Source organism: Paraburkholderia sp. UCT31, assembly GCF_014397655.1.
Lineage (GTDB): Bacteria > Pseudomonadota > Gammaproteobacteria > Burkholderiales > Burkholderiaceae > Paraburkholderia > Paraburkholderia tuberum.
In genome coordinates, this window is sequence record NZ_VZQP01000016.1 from 1 (window position 1) to 19,775 (window position 19,775).

Genomic DNA, 19,775 nt, shown 5'->3' on the forward strand with positions numbered 1-19,775 from the left:
GTCTTCAGCTTCTCGACCAGCGTCTTCACGTCCGGCACCTTCACACCGGCGGAGCGCCTGGGCGGCTCGGCGACTTTCAGCGTCTTCAGACGCGGCGTGACATCGACGCCGAGGTCTTCGGGCTTGACCGTTTCCAGCGGCTTTTTCTTCGCCTTCATGATGTTCGGCAGCGTCACGTAGCGCGGCTCGTTCAGGCGCAGATCGGTCGTGACCACGGCGGGCAGCGTCAGCGACAGCGTTTCCGCGCCGCCGTCCACTTCACGCGACACCGTCGCCTTGCCGTCCGCCACGACAAGCTTCGACGCGAACGTCGCCTGCGGCAGATTGGCAAGCGCGGCGAGCATCTGGCCGGTCTGGTTGGAGTCGTCGTCGATCGCCTGCTTGCCGAGGATCACCAGTTGCGGCTGCTCCTTGTCGATGAGCGCCTTGAGCAGCTTCGCGACGGCGAGCGGCTGCAGGTCTTCACCAGATTCGATCAGGATCGCGCGATCCGCGCCGATCGCGAGCGCGGTGCGCAGCGTTTCCTGCGCCTGCGCAACACCGGCCGACACGGCGATCACTTCGGTCGCGACGCCCGCTTCCTTCAGACGCACCGCTTCTTCAACCGCGATTTCGTCGAACGGGTTCATCGACATTTTCACGTTCGCGATATCGACGCCCGTACCGTCCGATTTCACGCGGACCTTCACGTTGTAGTCGACCACTCGCTTGACTGCTACAAGAACTCTCACGACACTCTCCTTCCCACACCGATAGGGCCGGGCCCTACCGCTTTGAATGACACATTACGTCCGTCGATCGATCAGAACTGGTCTTCGCGCAGCGCCAGCGCGCCTTCGCCATCGCGAGCACCGCGAACCGCCGCTTCGAGCGCGATTGCACGAGGCAGCACCTGCGTCGCGTAGCTATGCGCGGTCGCGATCTTCGCGTCATGGAAGGACGGATCTTCGTCGCGCTTGTCGGCCGCCAGCACGAGCGACCGTGCGACTTGCCAACCCGCGAGCACGATACCCGCGAGCATCAGATAGGACACACTGCCGGCGAACACCGCATTCGGATCGCTTTTGACGTTCTCGACCACGTAGCGCACCGCGCTGTACAACGCCTCGCGGCCGGCGGACAGATGACGATGCATCGCCTGAAAAGCCGCGCTCGAACCATACGAGGGGTGCGCTTGCACCGCGGCCAGGGTCGCGTCGATCTGCGCGAGCAGCATCCCGGCCACCTCGCCGTTGTCGCGCATGGTCTTGCGGCCGACGAGGTCGTTGGCCTGGATCGCCGTCGTGCCTTCGTAGATCGGCAGAATGCGCGCATCGCGGTAGTACTGCGCGGCGCCGGTTTCCTCGATGAAGCCCATGCCGCCGTGCACCTGCACGCCGAGACTCGTCACCTCCAGCGACATCTCCGTGCTCCAGCCCTTCACGATCGGCACCAGGTATTCGTAGATCGCCTGATGATTCGCGCGCGTCGCGCCGTCCGGATGACGATGCGCGAGATCGCAATGCGACGCCGACACATAGGCCAGAGCGCGTGCGCCTTCGGTCAGCGCGCGCATCGTCGAGAGCATGCGCCGCACGTCGGGATGCTGGATGATGGCGACCGACTGCTTCGCGGAGCCATCCACGGGACGGCTCTGCACGCGCTCCTTCGCATACGCGACGGCCTGCTGGTACGCGCGATCCGAGATCGCCACGCCCTGTACCCCCACGGCGAAGCGCGCGGCGTTCATCATGATGAACATGTACTCCAGACCGCGGTTCTCCTCGCCGACGAGCTGCCCGATCGCGCCGCCGTGATCGCCGAACTGCAGCACGGCGGTCGGGCTCGCCTTGATGCCGAGCTTGTGTTCGATCGATACGCAGTGAACGTCGTTGCGCTCGCCGAGCGAGCCGTCTTCGTTGACGAGGACCTTCGGCACGACGAACAGCGAAATGCCTCTCACGCCTTCAGGCGCGCCCGGCGTGCGTGCGAGCACCAGATGCACGATGTTTTCCGTCATGTCGTGCTCGCCCCAGGTGATGAAAATCTTCGTGCCGAAGATCCGGTACGAGCCGTCGCCCTGCGGCTCGGCGCGGCTGCGCACGAGCGAGAGGTCGGAGCCGGCTTGCGGCTCGGTCAGATTCATCGTGCCGGTCCAAACACCTGCGATCATCTTAGGCACGTAGCGCTGCTTCAGCTCCTCGCTACCTGCCGTCAGCAGCGCTTCGATCGCGCCGTCGGTCAGGAGCGGGCACAGCCCCAGCGACAGGTTGGCGGCGTTGAGCATTTCGATGCAGGGCGTCGACAGCAGCTTGGGCAGATCCTGACCGCCGTATTCAGTCGGATGTTGCAAACCCTGCCAGCCGCCTTCGCTGAACTGGCGAAACGCGTCCTTGAAACCGGCCGTGGCGGTCACCACGCCGTCCTTCCAGGTGCTCGGGCTGCGGTCGCCGTCGACGTTCAGCGGCGCGAGCACGCCTTCGTGCAGCCGCGCGGCCTCTTCGAGCACCGCGCGAGCGGTGTCGGCGGTTGCGTCCTCGCAGCCGGGCAAGCCCGCCAGTTGGTCGATTCCGGCCAGTTCCGTGAGTGCAAACAACATCTCTTTGAGAGGCGCGACGTAGCTCATTACCATTCTTCCGATCAGATAGTCCGTAGGGAAAGTCACCCGTCTGGCACCGATGCGGCCGGGGTAACGTATGGCTGAATCGTAGCGTCGGACAGGCCCTGCCCGGTTGTCCAAACCGGACGATCTATTGACATCTCTGGCCACGTCGGAGGGAGTAAGCGCCCCGTGGGAACTGCGTCGGCGGGTGTTGCCGACGCATCGATATGACGCGATCAGCCACCCCGGCGATAGGCCGCCGGGGTGCTGCCGGTCCAGTGACGGAACGCTCTGTGGAATGCGGTGGGGTCGCCGAAGCCGACGTCGCCCGCGATGATGGCGATGGGCTCGTGCGTGCCCGTCAGGCGCTGGATCGCGATGTCGCGGCGCAATTCGTCCTTGAGCACCTGGAACGCCGTGCCCTCGGCGGCAAGGTGACGGCACAGCGTTCTGACCGAGCAGTGCAGGGCTTCCGCCGCCTCTTCGATGGACGGGACGTCGGGCAACCGGGACGCGAGATGTTCCCGCACGCGATGACTGAACAGCTGCTCGTTGAACGAAACGAAGATCCAGTCTTCCGGCGCGCGAGCGAGAAACCTGCGCAGGTTCGCCTTGCGCTGACGCACGGGCAGGTCGAAATAGCTACTGCTGAACTGCATCGAGGTCTGATTGCAGTCGAACTTCGCCGGTCCGGGAAACAGATAAAGATACTCGAGCGCGTGAGCGGGACGGGGAAAGGCGAACTGCACCTGCAACAACGCAATCCGTTGACCGATCAGCCAGGACGCGATCCCATGCGCGAGCTTCAGCATCAGTTCCTGGCCCAGCATGCCGGGTAGCGCTCCCGTGCTTCCCGGACGCAGCGCCAGGCTCGTGACGAGGTCGCCGCGGCGCGACTCGAAGCGGAAGTCGTCCAGCACGAGATGGAAGAACTGGCCGAACCGGTGCATCGCGGATTCGAGATTCGGCGCATCCAGCAGGCTCAGGCAGAGAAACTTGAGCGCGCCGCTGCGCAGCGGGCGCGAGAAAACGCCGGGCATCTCATCGTCGAGTTCGATCGCGAGCGAGCGGTAGAGCGTGGAGAACTGTTCCTCGGTGACGCGCGCTCCAGGCTGGTCCAGAAGCGCGCGCGGAATGTTCGCGCCCGACAGATGCCGGTCGACGATATCCGGCCGCGTCCCGACGCTGCCGAGGAACCCGTTGACGAGCGAGATCGGTACGGTTGCGCCAGGAGCTTGCATGAGAAGGTTCCGCGAGGCGAAGAGGCATCAGCATAGCGCCTCCCGCCGCATCGTGGCGAGGGTTCAGCGAATCGCTCCGCGAGTGCCGCGTTCGGGGCCCGGTGGTTCCGGTAGCTTGCCGCCTATTGCGCCGATGCGTGCGAGCGCAGATATGGCACGTAGCCGTTCTGAATCTTCAGGATCTTCTCGGCGCACTCGTCATAGTCGTCGCCCTTCGCGTTGTCGGGCCCATACATGCCGCGGCACTGCGCGAACAGCGACAGCGTCGCGCCGCCCGTGCTCTTGTTCGCGCGGGTCGCTGAGAAAGCGGCTTTGCCCGAATCGTCGGGCACGTCGGTATCGATCGCGACCGCGTCCGCGCGGATCACGTGCGTGTCGGAATGCTGCTCGATATAGCGTTTCGTCGCCGCCCACGCGGCATCGCAATTCGCCGGTGTGCAGTCGATCACCGCGTCGCGTTGCGCGGCGCGAAGGTTCGGCTCGCTATGAAGGATCTCCTGCTGGGCGCGCTGCGCCTGCTTTTCCGGGGACGAGCAGGCGGCGAGTGCGCATGCGACGAGTGCGAAAGCAGCGATCTTTTTCATGAGTAGACTTCGGAGGCCATGGTCGAGCGCGATTATAGCGGTGCGGGGAAAGCGATTGCGTATTCACGACTCACATGCTGGGTTGGTAACTTCGGTTGGCGTCATCGCCCATAGGTGTTCGCCACCAGCAATTCCTCCGCATTGCCCGGCGGTCGCAGCCCATCCGTCCGAGCCGCGAAGTAGCGCTGCGTCAGATCGGCCGCGGACACGTGCCGCGCGTCGTCAAAGCCCGCTTCGCGCCCCATGGCGATCATCTGCTGCGGCATGAAGAAGCTGATGAACGGTGTACCGCTCGCACGCGCGCCCTTCTCTGCCATTTCGAGTCCGGGGCGCACGTCCGGGTCCGCCATCTCCAGCGGCAACAGGAACGTCATCGCGAACGTCGAGCCGCGCGCCAGCCCGGCCACTTCGCGCAGCGTCGCCGCATTCGCCTCTTTCGTCAGATACATGCTGACGCCGGTCGACACGACGACGGCCGGCCTGCTTTCGTCGAAGCCTTCGGCGACGAGACGCTGCCGCCAGCTATCGCCCGCTTCGAAGTCGACCGGCACGAAACGCAGCCAGTCCGGCAGGCCGAAACCAAGCTCGCCGAGCCGCTGACGCTTCCACGTTTGCGGTCCCGGCGGGTCGACCTCGAACACGGTGAGCCGCGACGCAATGTCGGGCCGGCGTTGCGCGAAGCTGTCGAGACCGGCGCCCAGAATCACGTATTGATCCACACCGCGCCCGGTCTGCTCGACGACCAGATCCTCGATAAAGCGTGCGCGCGCGACAATCGACGCGCGAAACGGCCGCGTGAACCGCGGATCCATATCGCCACGGCTGCGCCAGTCTTCGGCGGGTGCCAGCAACTGCAAGCCGACTTCGTCTTCGAGCACGTGCGGCGGCGCGTCGGCCTGCACGTGCAGCGCACGCCATAACGCGACGCGCGCGGCGGTACTGTCGGGTGCGATGTGTCGTGGATCGCTCATGGTATTTGCCCGCTTGGGTTGATGTGCCAATGCCACCGCTGCTCAATGGAAAAACGGCAGCGCGAGAAACAGTTTGATGACGATCGCGTTGACGATGTCCATGAAAAACGCGCCCGTCAAGGGCACGATCAGGAACGCGAGATGAGAATGGCCGAAGCGGTTCGTGATCGCCTGCATGTTCGCGATCGCGGTCGGCGTGGCGCCAAGTCCGAGGCCGCATTGCGCCGCGCACAACACGACCGCGTCGTAGTTGCGGCCCATCGCGGGGAACGTGATGAATACCACGTAGAGCGCCATCAGCAGCGTCTGTGCCGCGAGGATCGAGATGATCGGCACCGCGAGCGCGGCAAGCCCCCATAGGTCGAGCCGCATCAGCGCCATCGCGAGAAAGAGCGCGAGCGCGACGTTGCCGACAAGCGCGACCGCGTGCTGGTCGATCCGCACACGCGCGAGCGCGAGCACGTTGTTCAGGATCACGCCGATGAACAGCGTGCAGACGAACGTCGGCAATTCGAACGCGGTGTCCGCGATCCGGTCGGCAAACATTTCGCCGCCCGCGAGGCAGATCGAGATCAGCGCGAGCGTCGTGATGATCGCGGCGGGCGTGGTGGCCTGCTGCGCCTTCGGTTCTTCGAAGACCAGCGTTTCGTCCTCTAGCTGTTTGACGCGCAGCAACTCGTCGGCGCTGATCCGCCGCATCAGCAGCCGCGCGACCGGACCGCCGAGCACGCCGCCCATCACGAGTCCAAACGTCGCGCAGCCGATCGCGATCTCGGTCGCCGACTCCAGTCCGTGACGCTCGGTAAAGATCTGGCTCCACGCGGCGCCAGTACCGTGGCCGCCCGACAACGTGACCGAGCCGCCGAGAATCCCAAGCAGCGGATCGACGCCGAGGGCGAACGCGAGCAGCAAGCCGACCACGTTCTGCAGGATCAGCAGCCCGCAGACCAGCGCGAGAAAGCGGATCAACACCGGGCCGCCCGCCTTCAAACTTGATAGCTGCGCATTCAGACCGATCGTCGAGAAGAACGCGAGCATCAGCGGCGCCTGCATCGTCGAATCGAACCTGACCTGCACGTGGGTGGTGAGGCGCGTGATCAGCACGCAGATCGCGACGATGAGCCCGCCTGCCACCGGCGCCGGAATCGAATAGGTCCTTAGCACGCCGATCCACTGCACGAGCTTTTCGCCGAGCAGCAGCACGAGCGACGTCGCGACCAGCGTGGCATATACGCCAATAGTCATGAATGGCCTCCGAGCGGGAGCGTGACAACGTTTTCTGTTTTCCCGGCGCGACGCCGCGGCGCATCGGAATGCGGCAAGGCTTTGTCGTCATCCGGAGCGCGCGCGAACCTGCGACATCTTAGCCAATCCGTCCAGGCAAAGTATGATTTTCCTTGACGAAATGCAATCGGCCCATGACGTCGCGCCGCTGCCTGGCGACGAAGTCGTCGGTTTCCTAAAATTGTGGGATTTTTTGCCAAATCTCTGGATTTTTTTCGTCATGGGGACCCTACTCTCGAACCATTATGGAGTGGGACCGCGACGCAGACCTCTATCCACCGTATCTGCGTTCGCGAATCCGGCGTGGGTTGGGCGTGGGGTCGCGCACTGCATACAGACCTTGGCGTAACATTCAGAACGCCGTTGCGCTTCGACCTTAAAACCGCCATCAGCCCGAACAACAGGATTCCCGTCATCGTCGATCCACAGGGCCCGGACGGGCGGCCCATCAGCGTATTCGAGTCTGGCGCGGTCCTGCTCTATCTTGGAGAGAAGACCGGCAAATTCCTCCCGGCAAGCCTGCGCGACCGGGTGCCGGCGATTGAATGGCTGATGTGGCAGATGGGTGGATTCGGTCCGATGCCCGGGCAGGTGCATCACTTCGCCGCGCTCGCTTCAGAAGTCGACAAACGCTATGGACTGAAGCGCTTCTCCGATGAAACGCGCCGGCTCTATTCGGTGCTGGACAAAAGGCTCGCAAACCATGTGTACGTTGCCGGCGAGCTTTCTGTCGCGGACTTCGCGATCCTCGGCTGGGCGTGGCGACACGAGCGGCACAAAGTCGATCTTGCCGACTACCCGAACGTGAAGCGATGGTACGAGGCCTTGTTCGAGCGCCTCGCGGTGAGACGGGGCTTCGAGATCAAGCTTGACGGAAGTTGAGCTGTGAGCGCTGCATGAGTGCAGCGCCACCTGCAGTCTTGCCAGTTGTGTTCCTGGACCGCAGTCCGCTAACCGAATGTCCCTTTTGCCCCCTCTAACTCGCCACTCCCGCGCAATCTCAGACCGCCGTTACAGCATCTCCAGCGCGAGCGCGATACCCTGACCACCGCCGATGCATAGCGTGACGATGCCGCGCTTCAGGCCGTCGCGGCGCATCGAATGGACCAGACGCGTGGTCAGGACCGCGCCCGTTGCTCCGATCGGATGACCGTGCGCGATCGCGCCGCCTTCGACATTGACGATGTCGTGCGCGAGTCCGAGCTGCTGGGCAACCGCGAGTGGCACGGCGGCGAATGCCTCGTTGATCTCGATGCGTTCGACATCGGTGAGCTTCCAGCCCGCTCGCTCCAACGCCATATGCACGGCCGGCACGGGACCGAGACCGAACATGCCGGGCTCGACGGCGGCGATGCCGAAAGCCGCAAGACGCGCACTCGGTTCGATGCCCCTGGCGTCGGCATAACTGCGCTCGGCCACGACCATTGCCGCCGCACCGCTGTTCAGGCCGGGCGCATTGCCCGCCGTGATCGTGCCATCGGGACGGAACGCGGGACGCAGCTTTGCCAGCGTTTCCACGGTCGTTTCCGGACGCGGCTGCTCGTCGCGCGTGAACTGGATGCTGCCCTTGCGCCCTTCTATTTCGACGGCGACGAGTTCGGCATCGAATGCGCCGCGTTCCTGCGCAGCCGCGAACCGCTGCTGCGAACGCGCCGCCCACTCGTCCTGGGCGCGCCGCGTCAGGTCGGCTTTCGTCACCAGATCTTCCGTGTGCCAGCCCGAGTGCTCACCCGAGAATGCATCTACAAGACCATCGCGTAGCATGCTGTCGTGCATTTGCGCATTACCCATGCGGCTGCCCCACCGTGCCGTGTCCAGCAGATACGGCGCGCGCTCCATGCTTTCCATGCCGCCGGCAACCGCCACCTCACCGTAGCCAAGCGCGATTTCCTGAGCCGCCGAGACGATCGCCTGCGCGCCCGAGCCGCAGACACGGTTGACGGTGAGCGCGGGTACCGATACGGGCACGCCGCCGCCGATGGCGGCCTGTCGTGCCGGATTCATCCTGTTGCCGGCCTGGACGACGTTGCCCATTACAACGGACGACAGCGCTTTCGGATCGAGCGCGGCGCGCCGCAACGTTTCCCTCACAGCGAGCGCGCCGAGTGCAGTTGCGGGGACGTCCTTCAACGATCCGCCGAATGCGCCGATCGGCGTGCGAACGGCATGGGCAATGACAACTTCACGGGTATTCATCGCTATTCCTTTGAATGATGTGCTGCACGGATGTGCCTCCGTCGGAGGCAAGTGGAGTTTCGGTAGTCGAAATTCGCGGCGAGCCAGCCGACTCCGCCGCCGATGAGGAAGTCGTCGCGTCCTGTCGATTTCACGAGCACCGATCCACGATCAATGATCGACCGCCTTCATGGGCAAGAGACCCGTCTGGCCATAGAACTCCTGCATGGCGAAAGCTTCGCGCTCCCGCTGGGCGCCCGCGCCGCGATCCAGCATCGAGAAGATCCATATGCCCGCGAACGCAAGCGGCACTGAAATCACCGCCGGGTTGTCGAGCGGCACGAGCGCATGCGCCTGATGCAGCACGTCGACCCATACCGACCTGGAAAACAGCGTCAGAAACACCGCGGACACGAGTCCGAGGCCGCCGCCCACGACAGCACCGCGAGTCGTCATGCCGCGCCAGAAAATAGACCATACCAGCACCGGAAAATCCGCGCTGGCCGCGACCGCGGCGACCAGACCGACGAGAAACGCCACGTTGACATGCTCGAAGAGAATGCCGAATCCGATCGCGACGACGCTCAGCATCAACGTTGCCGCGCGCAAACGGCCGGCGATCGGGAAGTGCGCGCGGACGCGATCGCCATGGCCCTGAGGCGCGAGAAGATCGCCGTTTCGACCGCGCATCCGTTCGCCGCGTCGGCGCACGTACCGCACGCGATCCGGCTCGCGCTCGGCTCGGTCAGCTTGACGACGCTCGAGCAGTCGCTGCAAACGGTCGCGCGGGTCATTGCCGACCAGACCTACCGATCGAAGCCTGCGCTGGGCCGCCCCCATCATCCCGGCGCGGCCCAGCGCGCATTGCGACGTATCGCCTGTGGCGGTTGTCCAAACGATCGAGCGAACGCATCGCGCATGCGGCGCGGGTCGGAAAATCCGGCCTGCTCGGCGATCTGTTCAACCGTATGGCGGCTCCTTTCCAGCATGAGTCGCGCGGCTTCGAGACGCAGTCTCTCGACGGCCTTGGCGGGCGATTGCCCCGTCTCCGCCCGGAACGCGCGGCTGAACTGACGCGGGCTGAGCCGCGCCACTTCGGCCAGTTGTTCCACCAGCAGCGGTTGCGCGAGATTCTTCCGCGCGTACGTCAGCGCGGACTGAATGCGATCCGATTTCGCATCGAGTTCCAGCAACGCCGAATGCTGGGACTGACCACCGGCGCGTCGATGAGAAACGACGAGCGTTTGCGCGACCGATCTCGCAACGTCCACCCCCAGATCGGCCTCGACCAGCGCCAACGCGAGATCGATTCCCGCCGTCATGCCCGCCGACGTCCAGATCGAACCGTCGACCGCATAAATCCGGTCTTCCTCCACACGGATGCGCGGAAACTGCTTCCGCAGCGCGGACGCATAGACCCAGTGCGTGGTGGCGCGCTTGCCGTCGAGAAGGCCCGCTTCGGCCAGCACGAAGGCGCCCGTGCAAATAGCGGCGACGCGCCGGGCCGTCGCCGCGCTGTGACGTGCGTAGGCGAGCAGCTCATGGGACGGCCGCGCCGCGCCCGGATCGCCGCCCGTGAAAAGGACCGTGTCGAACGTTCGCTCTTCGAAGGGTTCGGTCATCACCGTGGGACCACCGATCGGTCTGACCGGCGCACCATGTTCCGACAGCGTGAGTACTTCGTAGAACGATTCACCGAATTTCTGATTGGCAAACGAAAACACCGGCTGCGCGGCGAGCGACATGGCGTGAAACCCGTCGAACACGACGAACGCGACTGACGGCACGGCGATTCCTTTGAGTGGTGTCCTGAAACCGTAGTTTCTACGTCCTTTGCGATCTCGGCGGCCGCCCATATAAATGCGCTATGGATGCGCGAATTTGATTGAACGCGAATAAGCGGCCCTCGACGATCCTTCCGCACCAGCGGTTCGTCCGCGACGATCCGCAACGCTCAGCAGTCGGTGCTCGCTGTCGACGTCATCGCGCTGACGGACGCGTTAAAGATCCAGCACGCGATTCTCGGCGGCTTCGACTGGGGAGCGCGCACGGCAAATATCGTCGCGGCGCTGTGGCCGCAACGGTGCACGGCGCTGGTGTCGGTGAGCGGGTATCTGATCGGCAGCCAGGGCGTCGGCACCCGGCCGTTGGCGCCGAAGGCGGAGCTCGCGTGGTGGTATCAGTTCTACTTCGCCACCGAGCGCGGCAGGAAGGGCTATGAAGCGAACCGGAATGACTTTGCGAAGCTGATCTGGCAACTCGCGTCGCCGAAATGGAGCTTCGACAATGCAACGTTCGAGCGCTCGGCGAGCGCGTTCGACAACCCGGACCACGTTGCCGTCGTGATCGACAATTACCGTTGGCGTCTAGGTCTGTCGAATGGGGAGCCCCAATACGAGGCGCTGGAGAAGCGTCTCGCGGCAGCGCCTGTCATCAATGTGCCGACGATCGCGCTGGAAGGCGACGCGAACGGCGCCCCTCATCCGGATCCCGCGTCGTATGCGAAGAAATTCGTCGGCAGATACACGCAACGTACGATCGGAAGCGGGATCGGTCACAATTTGCCGCAAGAAGCACCGCAGGCGTTTGCGGAGGCGATAATCGAAGTGGCGCGCTACTAGCGTCGAAGCCAATGTGCATGTTCGCGCACCTCAGTATGCGGCGCACGAACATGCACTCGATCGAACTCATTTTCCCAGGGACTTGCACCCGGCGACGCCGAGCGAGCATGAACAAGCAAAGCCCATTCGCCGCAAGGATGTCTACCGCCGGATAAAGCCGCAGCCACGCTCCATTTCGCCACCGCATGAAGCCAATGGCTCCCAGGGCGCGCTGCGTGGCGGGTGAGTCGTGCAGGGCAAGCAGATCTGCACCGCTTCCTGGTCGTTGTCGGCGTCAAGCGCGCGGGCCAATCCAACCGCAGCCCGCATGATTTTCGCCCGCCTCCTTTCGAAGTGCCGACATGCCTGATATGCACTAAATCAGTTGAGCGGCGAGTCGCACGACCCGATGGAACTGCATTCCGACGCGCCGCTAACCGCCTTCTTGCACGTTACGGCTGGCCACAGCCCGGCTTGGCGGGTGCCGGCATTCCTTTTTCAGTGAGGAGTTGACCATGGCAAAGCAGACGATCGCTGAATATCTGGCAAAAACGCTCGAGGCCGCAGGGGTCGAGCGCATCTGGGGCGTGACGGGCGACAGTCTGAATGGACTGGCGTTTAGCCTGAGCCGACTCGGCTCGATCCGCTGGATGCACACACGTCATGAGGAGAGTGCCGCTTTTGCGGCCGGTGCCGATGCTGCATCGACAGGGCGGCTCGCCGTGTGCGCGGGCAGCTGCGGTCCGGGCAATCTTCACCTGATTAATGGACTGTTCGACTGTCATCGCAATCACCAGCCCGTGCTCGCGATTGCAGCGCATATTCCGTCGACGGAAATCGGCCTCGGCTACTTTCAGGAGACACATCCTCAGGAGTTGTTCAGGGAATGCAGCTATTTCGCCGAGTTGGTGTCGAACGCGCAGCAGTTTCCTCGCGTCCTCGCGCGCGCAATGCACACTGCCGTCGAGCAGCGCGGAGTCGCCGTCATCGTGTTACCGGGCGACGTAGCGTTGAGCGATGGGCCCGTGGAAACCGCGAGTTGGACCGAATCGGCTCCGCCGTCCATCGTTCCGGCAGATAACGACCTCGACCGACTGGCGGATCTTCTCAACACGTCCGCGGCTGTGACGTTGCTCTGCGGCAGCGGCACGCAAGGCGCCCATGACGAAGTCGTAGCATTGGCGGACACGCTGGCTGCGCCCGTGGTTCACGCTTTGCGCGGCAAGCAGTTTGTCGAATGGGACAATCCTTTCGACGTGGGCATGACGGGCCTGATTGGTTTCAGCTCGGGCTATCACGCGATGCAATCATGCGACACGCTGCTCATGTTGGGCACGGATTTTCCGTATCGCCCGTTTTATCCGAGCAACGCAAAGGTTGTCCAGATCGATTGGAAGGGCTCGCAACTCGGCCATCGTGCGCCGCTTGCACTTGGACTGGTGGGAACGGTCAAGGATACGATCAAGGCAGTACTGCCGCGTTTGCCCAGAAAGACCGATCGTGGGTTTCTCGACAACGCGCGCAAGCACTACGCTTCGGCAAGAAAAGGGCTGGACGACCTCGCTGTCGCGTCCGCTCCAGGCAGGCCAATTCATCCGCAATACCTGACCAGGCTCATCGACGAAGCGGCCGACGAAGATGCCATTTTTACCGCGGATGTCGGCACGCCGACACTCTGGGCGGCCCGCTATCTGACGATGAACGGCAAGCGGCAGTTGCATGGCTCGTTCAATCACGGATCGATGGCGAATGCCATGCCGCAGGCGCTCGGCGCGCAGGGCGCGAATCCCGGGCGCCAGGTCGTCTCGCTTTCCGGCGACGGCGGATTGTCGATGCTACTCGGCGATCTTCTATCGGCGCGACAATTGGATCTGCCGATCAAGGTTGTCGTGTTCAACAACAGTCTGCTTGGCTTCGTTTCGATGGAGTTGAAGGCTGCCGGATTCGTGGATACCAACGTGGATCTGAGCAAGACCGATTTTGCGGCGATTGCGAAAGGCGCCGAGATTTTCAGTATCAGGGTTGAGGAGTCGGAAAGTCTTCCGGACGCGCTGAAAGCCGCTTTTTCACATTCGGGGCCGGCGCTCGTCGATGTGGTGACATCGAAGTACGAACTTGCGATGCCGCCCAAGGTCGAGCTCGCGCATGCGAAGGGGTTTAGCCTGTTCATGCTGCGCGCGATCCTCAGCGGGCGAGGCGATGAAATCATCGAGCTTGCCAAAACGAACTTGCGCTAGTGCATGCGCACCGCCGAAAGCACGCCGCGGAGATGACCGATCAGAGTGGTCGACCGTTTTTACGGGCAGGTCGAAGGCGCTGCGCGGCGATTCAACAGAATAGGCCAGTTTTGGTCCCTTCCTCGATCGCGCGAATGGCAGCCGACGCGGGACCAACGGCCTCGCGGCATCAGCTAGCGAGGGTCTCTTCACGGTCGACATGAACCTGACTCATCCGGCAGCACGCGGCGGCTGGCGCTGCCGTACAGCGCCTCTTCACAGGCGAAGTCGGCCAGATTGAACCAGTGCTGCACGAAGTGGATCCGCAGCATGCGCTCAAGACCAATAGGCGGGAGGCCATTGCCGCGCTTCGGATAATGCGGCTCGATCACCGCGCACAGTTGCGCCCATGGCACGATCGCGTTCATGGTGTCGAGAAACTCGTCGCGCCGCGTGCGTTTGCGGTGCGTCTCGAAACCCGTTCCTTGATCGGCTGCCATCGCCAGCGTCTGCTGCTTCATCCTGTTTCGCCTTCCTCGTTCGATCCGATCTCTGACGCTTGACGTACCGGTTCGGTGGACTTAATTGGCGTTGCCCTACACGGGTCCGGCTTGGGTAGTCCCACATAGCATCTCTGCCTTGGCCAACGGACGGACAGCAGCGCGAGGAAGTTCTCGTGCTGCTCGCAGTTACGATGAAGCGTCTGGATGGGCGGGCACCGTGAATTGAAAGATCGCGCCGCGCGGCACGTTCGCGCTTGCCCACAATCGGCCGCCGTGTGCCTCGACGATCGAACGGCAGATCGGCAGCCCCATCCCCAACCCGGTCGACTTGGTGGTGTAGAAAGGAGCGAAAAGGCGCTCGGCACTGTCCGCGGCAAAGCCAGGCCCCGAATCGAGCACCGTCACGAGTACACAGCCCGAGTCGGCTCTTGCCGTGCTGATGCGCAATTCCCGCACGCCATCGCTGACACCGCTCATAACCTCCATCGCGTTGATGAGCAAGTTAAGGAGGACTTGTTGCAACTGGACCCGATCTCCTTCAACTAGCGGTAACCGGTCCGCGAGATGCGTCTGCACCGAGGCGCCGTGCTTCCACACTTCGCCACGGGTGAGCTCAATCACCTCGCGGATTGCCTCGTTGATGTCCACCGGTTCCTTCCGTGGCGGCGTCTTCCTGATCAGTTCATGGATGCGGCCGATTACGTTCCCCGCTCGGTTACCGTCGTCGACGATCCGGCCGAGCGCCTGCCGGGCCTTCTCGACTTCAGGAGGCTGGCCGGCGAGCCATCGCAGCGCCGCCTGGGCGTTGGTGACCGTCGCGGCGATCGGCTGGTTGACTTCATGAGCGATCGAGGCCGTGAGTTGGCCCATGGTTGCGACACGATTCGCGTGCGCCAGCTCCCTTTGCACCTCCTGGTAACGCCGATCGCTCTCGTGGGCTTCGGTTTCGGCACGCTTGCGCTCGGTCAGATCCACGACGAATGCCACACCTTCCGTCCCGCTTGCGTCAAACGTGGCCAAACCGACCAGAACGGGCACACGGCTACCGTCCCTCCTGATGTACTCCTTCTCGTAAGGCTGGGCGCGCCCCGTCTGCCCGGCCTCCGCCAGGGCCCGTTCGCTGCGCGGGAGCCATTCCTGCGGCGTCAGATCCCTCCAGCCTACGCGACCTGAGCCTATATCTTCACGCTCGTATCCCACCATGCGCAGAAATGCGTCATTGGCCTCGAGAATCTCACCATCGAAATTCCAGACGATGATCCCGATGATGTTGGCATCCACGAGGCGCCGGATCTTCGACTCGCGTTCGAGCAGTGTTTGTTCGGTGCGTTTGCGCTCGGTGATATCCATTACCGCGCCCACGAAACGGAAGCGATCCGGATCACGGCCGCTCACGCCATGCGCCACAGTTCGCACGTGCTTGATAGAACCATCAGCCATCAGCAGACGATGCTCGGCCGCAAATACAATCCTTTCGCTTGCGGCGCGGTCAATGATTCGCTGCAGACGGACACGATCGTCCGGATGCGTCCGGTCGATGATGGCCTGCACGGTGGGCTTGATGGCAGCGTCGAGCTCGAATATTCGATAAGTCTCATCTGACCAATAGATCTCGCCGCTCGATAGGTTCCAGCCAAAACTCCCTGTGTGGCTTAGTCGTTGGGCTTCCGCCAGATACATCTCGCTCCGGCGTAGCGCCTGCTCGACACTTTTGCGTTCGGCTCGCTCACTTGCTTCGCGCAGCGCGCGCCGCACTGCGGGCACGAGCCTCGACAGCCGCGTCTTCAGAACGAAATCGGTAGCGCCACTCTTCAGCGCCTCTACCGCCAGTTCTTCGCCAAGCGTGCCGGAAACCAGGACAAAGGGCACCTCGGGACGTTCGCGCAGAGTGAACTCCAATGCCGAGAGGCCGTCGAACGCCGGAAGTTTGTAATCCGCGAGAATCAGGTCGATTCCAACGGTTCTCAACGCAGCCTCGAAGTCCACACGCGATTGCACGCGAACGATTTCGCAGCAGAGATGATCGGCTTGAAGGAGCTCTTGAATGAGTTCGGCGTCATTCGCGTTATCTTCCAGCAACACAATGCGAAGCCCCGACATTATTGCCCCTTCCTCATGCTGCCTGGCGGCGGCTCATTGACGACTGCCCAGAAGACGCCCAGCTTCTTGATGGCCTTTACAAATTCATGAAAGTCGATCGGCTTTACTACATATGCGTTTACCCCGAGTTTGTAGCTTCGTATCATATCTTTCTCTTCGTGCGACGATGTGAGCATCACGACGGGAATGAGCTTCAAACGTTCGTCCGACTTCACTGTGTCCAAGACTTCCAAGCCATCGACCTTGGGGAGTTTCAGATCCAGTAACATGACTGAAGGGTTCTCGTTGGAGCGATCGACAAATTCCTCCCTGCAATAGAGGTAATCCAAGGCTTGCTTTCCGTCTCGGGTAACCACTACCTCGTTTGCCAACTTACAGTCTGACAGCGCGGTCAGCGTGAGTTCGACGTCTCTCGGGTCATCCTCGACGAGCAGAATGCGTCCTAGTTGGTCCATGGTGTCCTCGCAGTCTTTGCCGTTGCACCGTGTGCTTTAGGCAGTGAGAAATAGAAAGTCGCGCCTTGATCCACCCCCCCCTCTGCACGGACCTTGCCTCCGTGGCGGACGATGATGCGTTGAACGATAGCTAGTCCGATGCCAGTACCTTCAAACTGCTCCGGGAGATGCAGACGTTGAAAAATGCCGAACAGCTTATGCGCATACCGCATGTCAAAGCCTGCACCATTATCTTTCACGAACACCTCTACCACGTCTTTATTCGGGTCCACGCAACCGATCTCGATTTCGGCCCGCGTTCGCATGCGTGTGAATTTGACCGCATTGGCGACGAGGTTGGCGATAACCAGTCGGAGCATGGGACGATCCCCGTAGCAGACCGGAAGAGGGTTGATTGTCCATACAATGTCTCGCCCGCTCGTTTCTTGCCCGATCTCCGCAACGACCTCCTTGACGAGCTGATCGAGGCTCACCGGCGTCTTTGTGGTCTCCACCTGTCCGACCCTGGAAAAGGCCAGCAAATCGTCGATCAGGTTACTCATTCTTTTTGCCGCGTCGACAATCGTTTGTATGTAGCGACGACTTTTATCATCGAGCGAAGAGGCCGCCTGTTTTTGTAGTAGCTCGGAGTATCCGATCACATGGCGAAGTGGCGCGCGTAGATCGTGCGAGACGGAATAGGCGAAGGATTGCAGTTCCTTGTTACTCGTTTCAAGCTGCTCAGCCCGCGCGGTCACTTCCTGATTGAGCCTGTGAATCTCGCTTTCTTTATGCTGACTCTGTTGCAATTCGACTCGAAGGCGATCGCTGGTGTGACGAAGCTCAGTTTCGATTCGCCGTCGAGCAGCGACGAAACCGGCAAAGATCAAGGCCCATGCCGTGAAAACTAAAAAACGCGGAAAATCTTTGCTTTGAAGACCGATGGTGTACAGCGGCTCAGAAAGAAAATAATCGTAGGATGCCACCGATAGCACGACTGCCAACACGGAAGGTCCTACCCCTCCGTACCAGCAAGCAACGCCGATGGCGAAGTTAAAAGGGGACCCATAGATGTCGTGGACCCCGAAAAACCGGAACACGAGCGCCAGCCCAAGTGCACCCCCAACGCAGACGACGGATAAGCCGTAGCGCAGAATCGGTGAGCGACTTTGCAAGTCCAGGTGCAAGTGCGCCAAGCTTCGCCTCGTTGCCAATGGTGCGGATCCCCTGAACTAAAAATTATAGTCGTCCCAGTTCCGATCGTTGAGCAGGCGGGGACGGTCAACGCGGATGTTGGCGAACCGGCTCATGCTTGTGCCCGTTGTCCGCCTCGATCATCGCGATGGTGCGGGTGTGGTCCACCAACGATTCGTCTGCCAAATAGACCGCCAGAAGTCTTCCGTTAAACCGCTCAACACCGCTCGACAAACATGGATAAGCAAATCGGCGAATGGCAGCTCAGGGGTTCAGTAGCTGCCGCAGATGGGGTGCCGGGTTCAATGGGTCGGAACTACCCATTCGGCTCTCTGGAGAAGCGGTCATTGGCAGGCTCCAGCCCGACTTCGGCGCCGAAGAGGCGTGGCAGGCAGGAAGCCTTCCACCGTGAGGGTACGGACGCCGCGCGTCAAGACGGGCTGCAGACCACCGCGGTCAGCAACAACGGAATCACCATGCGCACGGTAGCGTTGCTGCCAGCATCGCGCACGCGCGATTCGACCGCGTCGCTGGGAGCGGACACCACAGCGCCGTACAGGGGGCCCGCAAATGCATTGCCGCGGCCCTTCTTGAACGTCCCGTCGTCCTGCTCGTACCCAAGCACGGCGTAGACACGAAAGCCGAAGGCCGTTATGTCGCTGCCTTGCGTTGGCCGAAACGCGTTGACCGAATTCGCCTCAACGTGCATCGGATTCGGGTCGATGTACTGGTTGTTGATCAGTTGCCCGATAAACGCGTGTGGACTCGCCCTGCAGTCGAATTGCCCATCAAGCGCGTACGCGTGCGCCGCGACTGGGCAGAAGCCTGCGCCCGAGACCAGCAGTATGACGAGTACTTTTAGAAGACGGATTGCCATGGTGAACTTGCTCGAACCGCGGGGGGTCGACATGCAAAACACGAGCCAGCCTGTAGTCTCGCAGATTTCCGCCGTCCGCGTGTGCGTGTTATGAGCGAACGATGCAGTTGGGGTAGGAGTCGGCTGCAGCGGCTCGGCTCCGACCATGTCTGACGAATGGCCGGTGTTCGCATGCGTACGCCGCCGTGATTGGCCTCGCACGAGCGTCTGAGGTTATGTGCCATCCCTGACATGCAGCGCGCCCATTGCGCTCCGGTCGCGCCGCGGCCCGCGACGCCGAATCCCGCGCCGGTCATCCCGACCGCGAGATGGACCTTCCTGTTTCCCCATCGGCACGCAAGCGCACGGACGTCCTTGGCGGGCACGCCGGTTTCGCCCTCCTGCCACTCGGGCGTCTTGGGAACGCCGTCGGTTTCGCCCAGAAGATAGGCCCTCCACTCGTCGAACCCGGTCGTGCGGATGGCGATGTAATCCTCGTCGTACAGGCCCTCCACGGCCCACACATACATGATGGCGGTGGCGAGAGCAGCATCGGTTTGCGGTCGGACCGGAATCCAGCGCCCACCCAGCAACTGCGCGGCGGGGTTGCAGTGCGGGTCGATATGAACGAACTCAATGCCGAGTTCCTTGGCCCACAGGCGCCGCGGAGTCCCCTCGAATCCCGCGTAGGCCCCGTTGGTACTTTCGGTGTCCAAAGCGACCGCACCGCGCCGAACAGCGTGGCCTCGGACGCCGTACCCTTAGCTTTGAGTTCTATGACAGGGAAAGCCTGCGCTATACAAAAAGTAATCAACCCTGCAAGGGTCACAGCGCAGATCCAGTCAAGCGGCAGCCCGGTGCCATGCATCCCTTTCAGGCTCGCACCGCAGCGCGAACAGCTGGCAACCTGCCCTTTCAGACGCGAAGGTTTGCGAAATAGCAGATCGCATTCCTGGCAGGCAATCAGTTTCTGAAGCTCCATACGGACCGACCAGGATGAATTTTCTCGTGTCATTCGACGCGGCTGAAATGCCGG

14 protein-coding genes and 6 pseudogenes are annotated in these 19,775 nt (G+C 62.4%); 4 read left to right on the plus strand and 16 right to left on the minus strand.

Features of this window, described 5'->3' with window-relative positions; genetic code table 11:
* From F6X40_RS15405 to gltS, 6 genes are all read right to left on the minus strand, one after another.
* The coding region (locus tag F6X40_RS15405) for an electron transfer flavoprotein subunit beta/FixA family protein (RefSeq protein WP_187628410.1) at window positions 1-731 on the minus strand (731 nt) is incomplete at its 3' end.
* 71 nt (window positions 732-802) lie between these two features.
* Complete coding sequence (locus F6X40_RS15410) at window positions 803-2,605, minus strand: acyl-CoA dehydrogenase (RefSeq protein ID WP_184072410.1); 1,803 nt, start codon at window positions 2,603-2,605, stop codon at window positions 803-805.
* 212 nt (window positions 2,606-2,817) lie between these two features.
* Window positions 2,818-3,822, minus strand: a complete 1,005-nt coding sequence (locus tag F6X40_RS15415; protein ID WP_184037062.1) for an AraC family transcriptional regulator — start codon at window positions 3,820-3,822, stop codon at window positions 2,818-2,820.
* 122 nt (window positions 3,823-3,944) lie between these two features.
* Entirely contained in the window at window positions 3,945-4,406 is a 462-nt protein-coding gene (locus F6X40_RS15420; RefSeq protein ID WP_184072414.1) for a hypothetical protein, read from the minus strand.
* Window positions 4,407-4,507: 101 nt separating this feature from the next.
* The gene (locus F6X40_RS15425; RefSeq protein ID WP_187619987.1) at window positions 4,508-5,377 is read right to left on the minus strand and encodes a class I SAM-dependent methyltransferase; all 870 of its coding nucleotides are present in this window, start codon (window positions 5,375-5,377) and stop codon (window positions 4,508-4,510) included.
* A 42-nt stretch (window positions 5,378-5,419) separates the two neighbouring features.
* Window positions 5,420-6,622, minus strand: a complete 1,203-nt coding sequence (gltS, locus tag F6X40_RS15430) for a sodium/glutamate symporter (protein WP_187628411.1) — start codon at window positions 6,620-6,622, stop codon at window positions 5,420-5,422.
* Window positions 6,623-7,024: 402 nt separating this feature from the next.
* Here gltS and F6X40_RS15435 point away from each other — a divergent pair, with 402 nt between their 5' ends.
* Entirely contained in the window at window positions 7,025-7,543 is a 519-nt protein-coding gene (locus F6X40_RS15435) for a glutathione binding-like protein (protein WP_262421459.1), read from the plus strand.
* 129 nt (window positions 7,544-7,672) lie between these two features.
* Here F6X40_RS15435 and F6X40_RS15440 read toward each other — a convergent pair whose 3' ends face one another.
* Together F6X40_RS15440 and F6X40_RS15445 are read right to left on the minus strand one after the other, a co-directional pair.
* Complete coding sequence (locus F6X40_RS15440; RefSeq protein WP_187628412.1) at window positions 7,673-8,857, minus strand: thiolase family protein; 1,185 nt, start codon at window positions 8,855-8,857, stop codon at window positions 7,673-7,675.
* A 150-nt stretch (window positions 8,858-9,007) separates the two neighbouring features.
* Window positions 9,008-9,493 (minus strand): annotated as a pseudogene (locus F6X40_RS15445) (sodium:solute symporter family transporter); the annotation flags it as partial.
* Between F6X40_RS15445 and F6X40_RS42295 the strand changes: the two are divergent.
* Window positions 9,458-9,646 (plus strand): annotated as a pseudogene (locus F6X40_RS42295) (PLP-dependent aminotransferase family protein); the annotation flags it as partial. The pseudogenes F6X40_RS15445 and F6X40_RS42295 sit on opposite strands and share 36 nt — an antisense overlap.
* A 29-nt stretch (window positions 9,647-9,675) precedes the next feature.
* On the opposite strand, the gene F6X40_RS15450 reads toward F6X40_RS42295, so the two are convergent.
* The gene (locus tag F6X40_RS15450; protein ID WP_187628413.1) at window positions 9,676-10,623 is read right to left on the minus strand and encodes a GlxA family transcriptional regulator; all 948 of its coding nucleotides are present in this window, start codon (window positions 10,621-10,623) and stop codon (window positions 9,676-9,678) included.
* Between the two features lie 144 nt (window positions 10,624-10,767).
* On the opposite strand from F6X40_RS15450, the pseudogene F6X40_RS15455 reads away from it, so the two are divergent.
* Together F6X40_RS15455 and poxB are read left to right on the plus strand one after the other, a co-directional pair.
* A pseudogene (locus F6X40_RS15455) lies at window positions 10,768-11,457 on the plus strand (alpha/beta fold hydrolase); the annotation flags it as partial.
* A gap of 494 nt (window positions 11,458-11,951) precedes the next feature.
* Entirely contained in the window at window positions 11,952-13,673 is a 1,722-nt protein-coding gene (poxB, locus tag F6X40_RS15460) for a ubiquinone-dependent pyruvate dehydrogenase (RefSeq protein ID WP_187628414.1), read from the plus strand.
* Between the two features lie 230 nt (window positions 13,674-13,903).
* Here poxB and F6X40_RS15465 read toward each other — a convergent pair.
* From F6X40_RS15465 to F6X40_RS43215, 7 genes and pseudogenes are all read right to left on the minus strand, one after another.
* Window positions 13,904-14,173 (minus strand): annotated as a pseudogene (locus F6X40_RS15465) (transposase); the annotation flags it as partial.
* A 168-nt stretch (window positions 14,174-14,341) separates the two neighbouring features.
* Entirely contained in the window at window positions 14,342-16,255 is a 1,914-nt protein-coding gene (locus tag F6X40_RS43210) for a PAS domain S-box protein (protein WP_187628415.1), read from the minus strand.
* Entirely contained in the window at window positions 16,255-16,710 is a 456-nt protein-coding gene (locus F6X40_RS15475; RefSeq protein WP_187628416.1) for a response regulator, read from the minus strand. The genes F6X40_RS43210 and F6X40_RS15475 overlap by 1 nt, the downstream gene beginning before the upstream one ends.
* On the minus strand, window positions 16,698-17,885 hold the full coding sequence (locus F6X40_RS15480) for a PAS domain-containing sensor histidine kinase (RefSeq protein ID WP_187628417.1): 1,188 nt from the start codon (window positions 17,883-17,885) through the stop codon (window positions 16,698-16,700). The genes F6X40_RS15475 and F6X40_RS15480 overlap by 13 nt, the downstream gene beginning before the upstream one ends.
* A 428-nt stretch (window positions 17,886-18,313) precedes the next feature.
* The gene (locus F6X40_RS15485) at window positions 18,314-18,760 is read right to left on the minus strand and encodes a hypothetical protein (RefSeq protein ID WP_187628418.1); all 447 of its coding nucleotides are present in this window, start codon (window positions 18,758-18,760) and stop codon (window positions 18,314-18,316) included.
* 230 nt (window positions 18,761-18,990) lie between these two features.
* A pseudogene (locus F6X40_RS15490) lies at window positions 18,991-19,452 on the minus strand (pyrogallol hydroxytransferase large subunit); the annotation flags it as partial.
* Window positions 19,453-19,505: 53 nt separating this feature from the next.
* Window positions 19,506-19,754, minus strand: a pseudogene (locus F6X40_RS43215) (hypothetical protein); the annotation flags it as partial.
* Between the last annotated feature and the right edge of the window lie 21 nt (window positions 19,755-19,775).

What these genes read in the sequence shown, in the direction of transcription:
- F6X40_RS15410 (WP_184072410.1), bottom strand. Translation starts at nt 2,605, where the DNA reads ATGAGCTACGTCGCGCCTCTCAAAGAGATGTTGTTTGCACTCACGGAA.
- F6X40_RS15415 (WP_184037062.1), bottom strand. Translation starts at nt 3,822, where the DNA reads ATGCAAGCTCCTGGCGCAACCGTACCGATCTCGCTCGTCAACGGGTTC.
- F6X40_RS15420 (WP_184072414.1), bottom strand. Translation starts at nt 4,406, where the DNA reads ATGAAAAAGATCGCTGCTTTCGCACTCGTCGCATGCGCACTCGCCGCC.
- F6X40_RS15425 (WP_187619987.1), bottom strand. Translation starts at nt 5,377, where the DNA reads ATGAGCGATCCACGACACATCGCACCCGACAGTACCGCCGCGCGCGTC.
- gltS (WP_187628411.1), bottom strand. Translation starts at nt 6,622, where the DNA reads ATGACTATTGGCGTATATGCCACGCTGGTCGCGACGTCGCTCGTGCTG.
- F6X40_RS15440 (WP_187628412.1), bottom strand. Translation starts at nt 8,857, where the DNA reads ATGAATACCCGTGAAGTTGTCATTGCCCATGCCGTTCGCACGCCGATC.
- poxB (WP_187628414.1), top strand. Translation starts at nt 11,952, where the DNA reads ATGGCAAAGCAGACGATCGCTGAATATCTGGCAAAAACGCTCGAGGCC.
- F6X40_RS43210 (WP_187628415.1), bottom strand. Translation starts at nt 16,255, where the DNA reads ATGTCGGGGCTTCGCATTGTGTTGCTGGAAGATAACGCGAATGACGCC.
- F6X40_RS15475 (WP_187628416.1), bottom strand. Translation starts at nt 16,710, where the DNA reads ATGGACCAACTAGGACGCATTCTGCTCGTCGAGGATGACCCGAGAGAC.
- F6X40_RS15485 (WP_187628418.1), bottom strand. Translation starts at nt 18,760, where the DNA reads ATGGCAATCCGTCTTCTAAAAGTACTCGTCATACTGCTGGTCTCGGGC.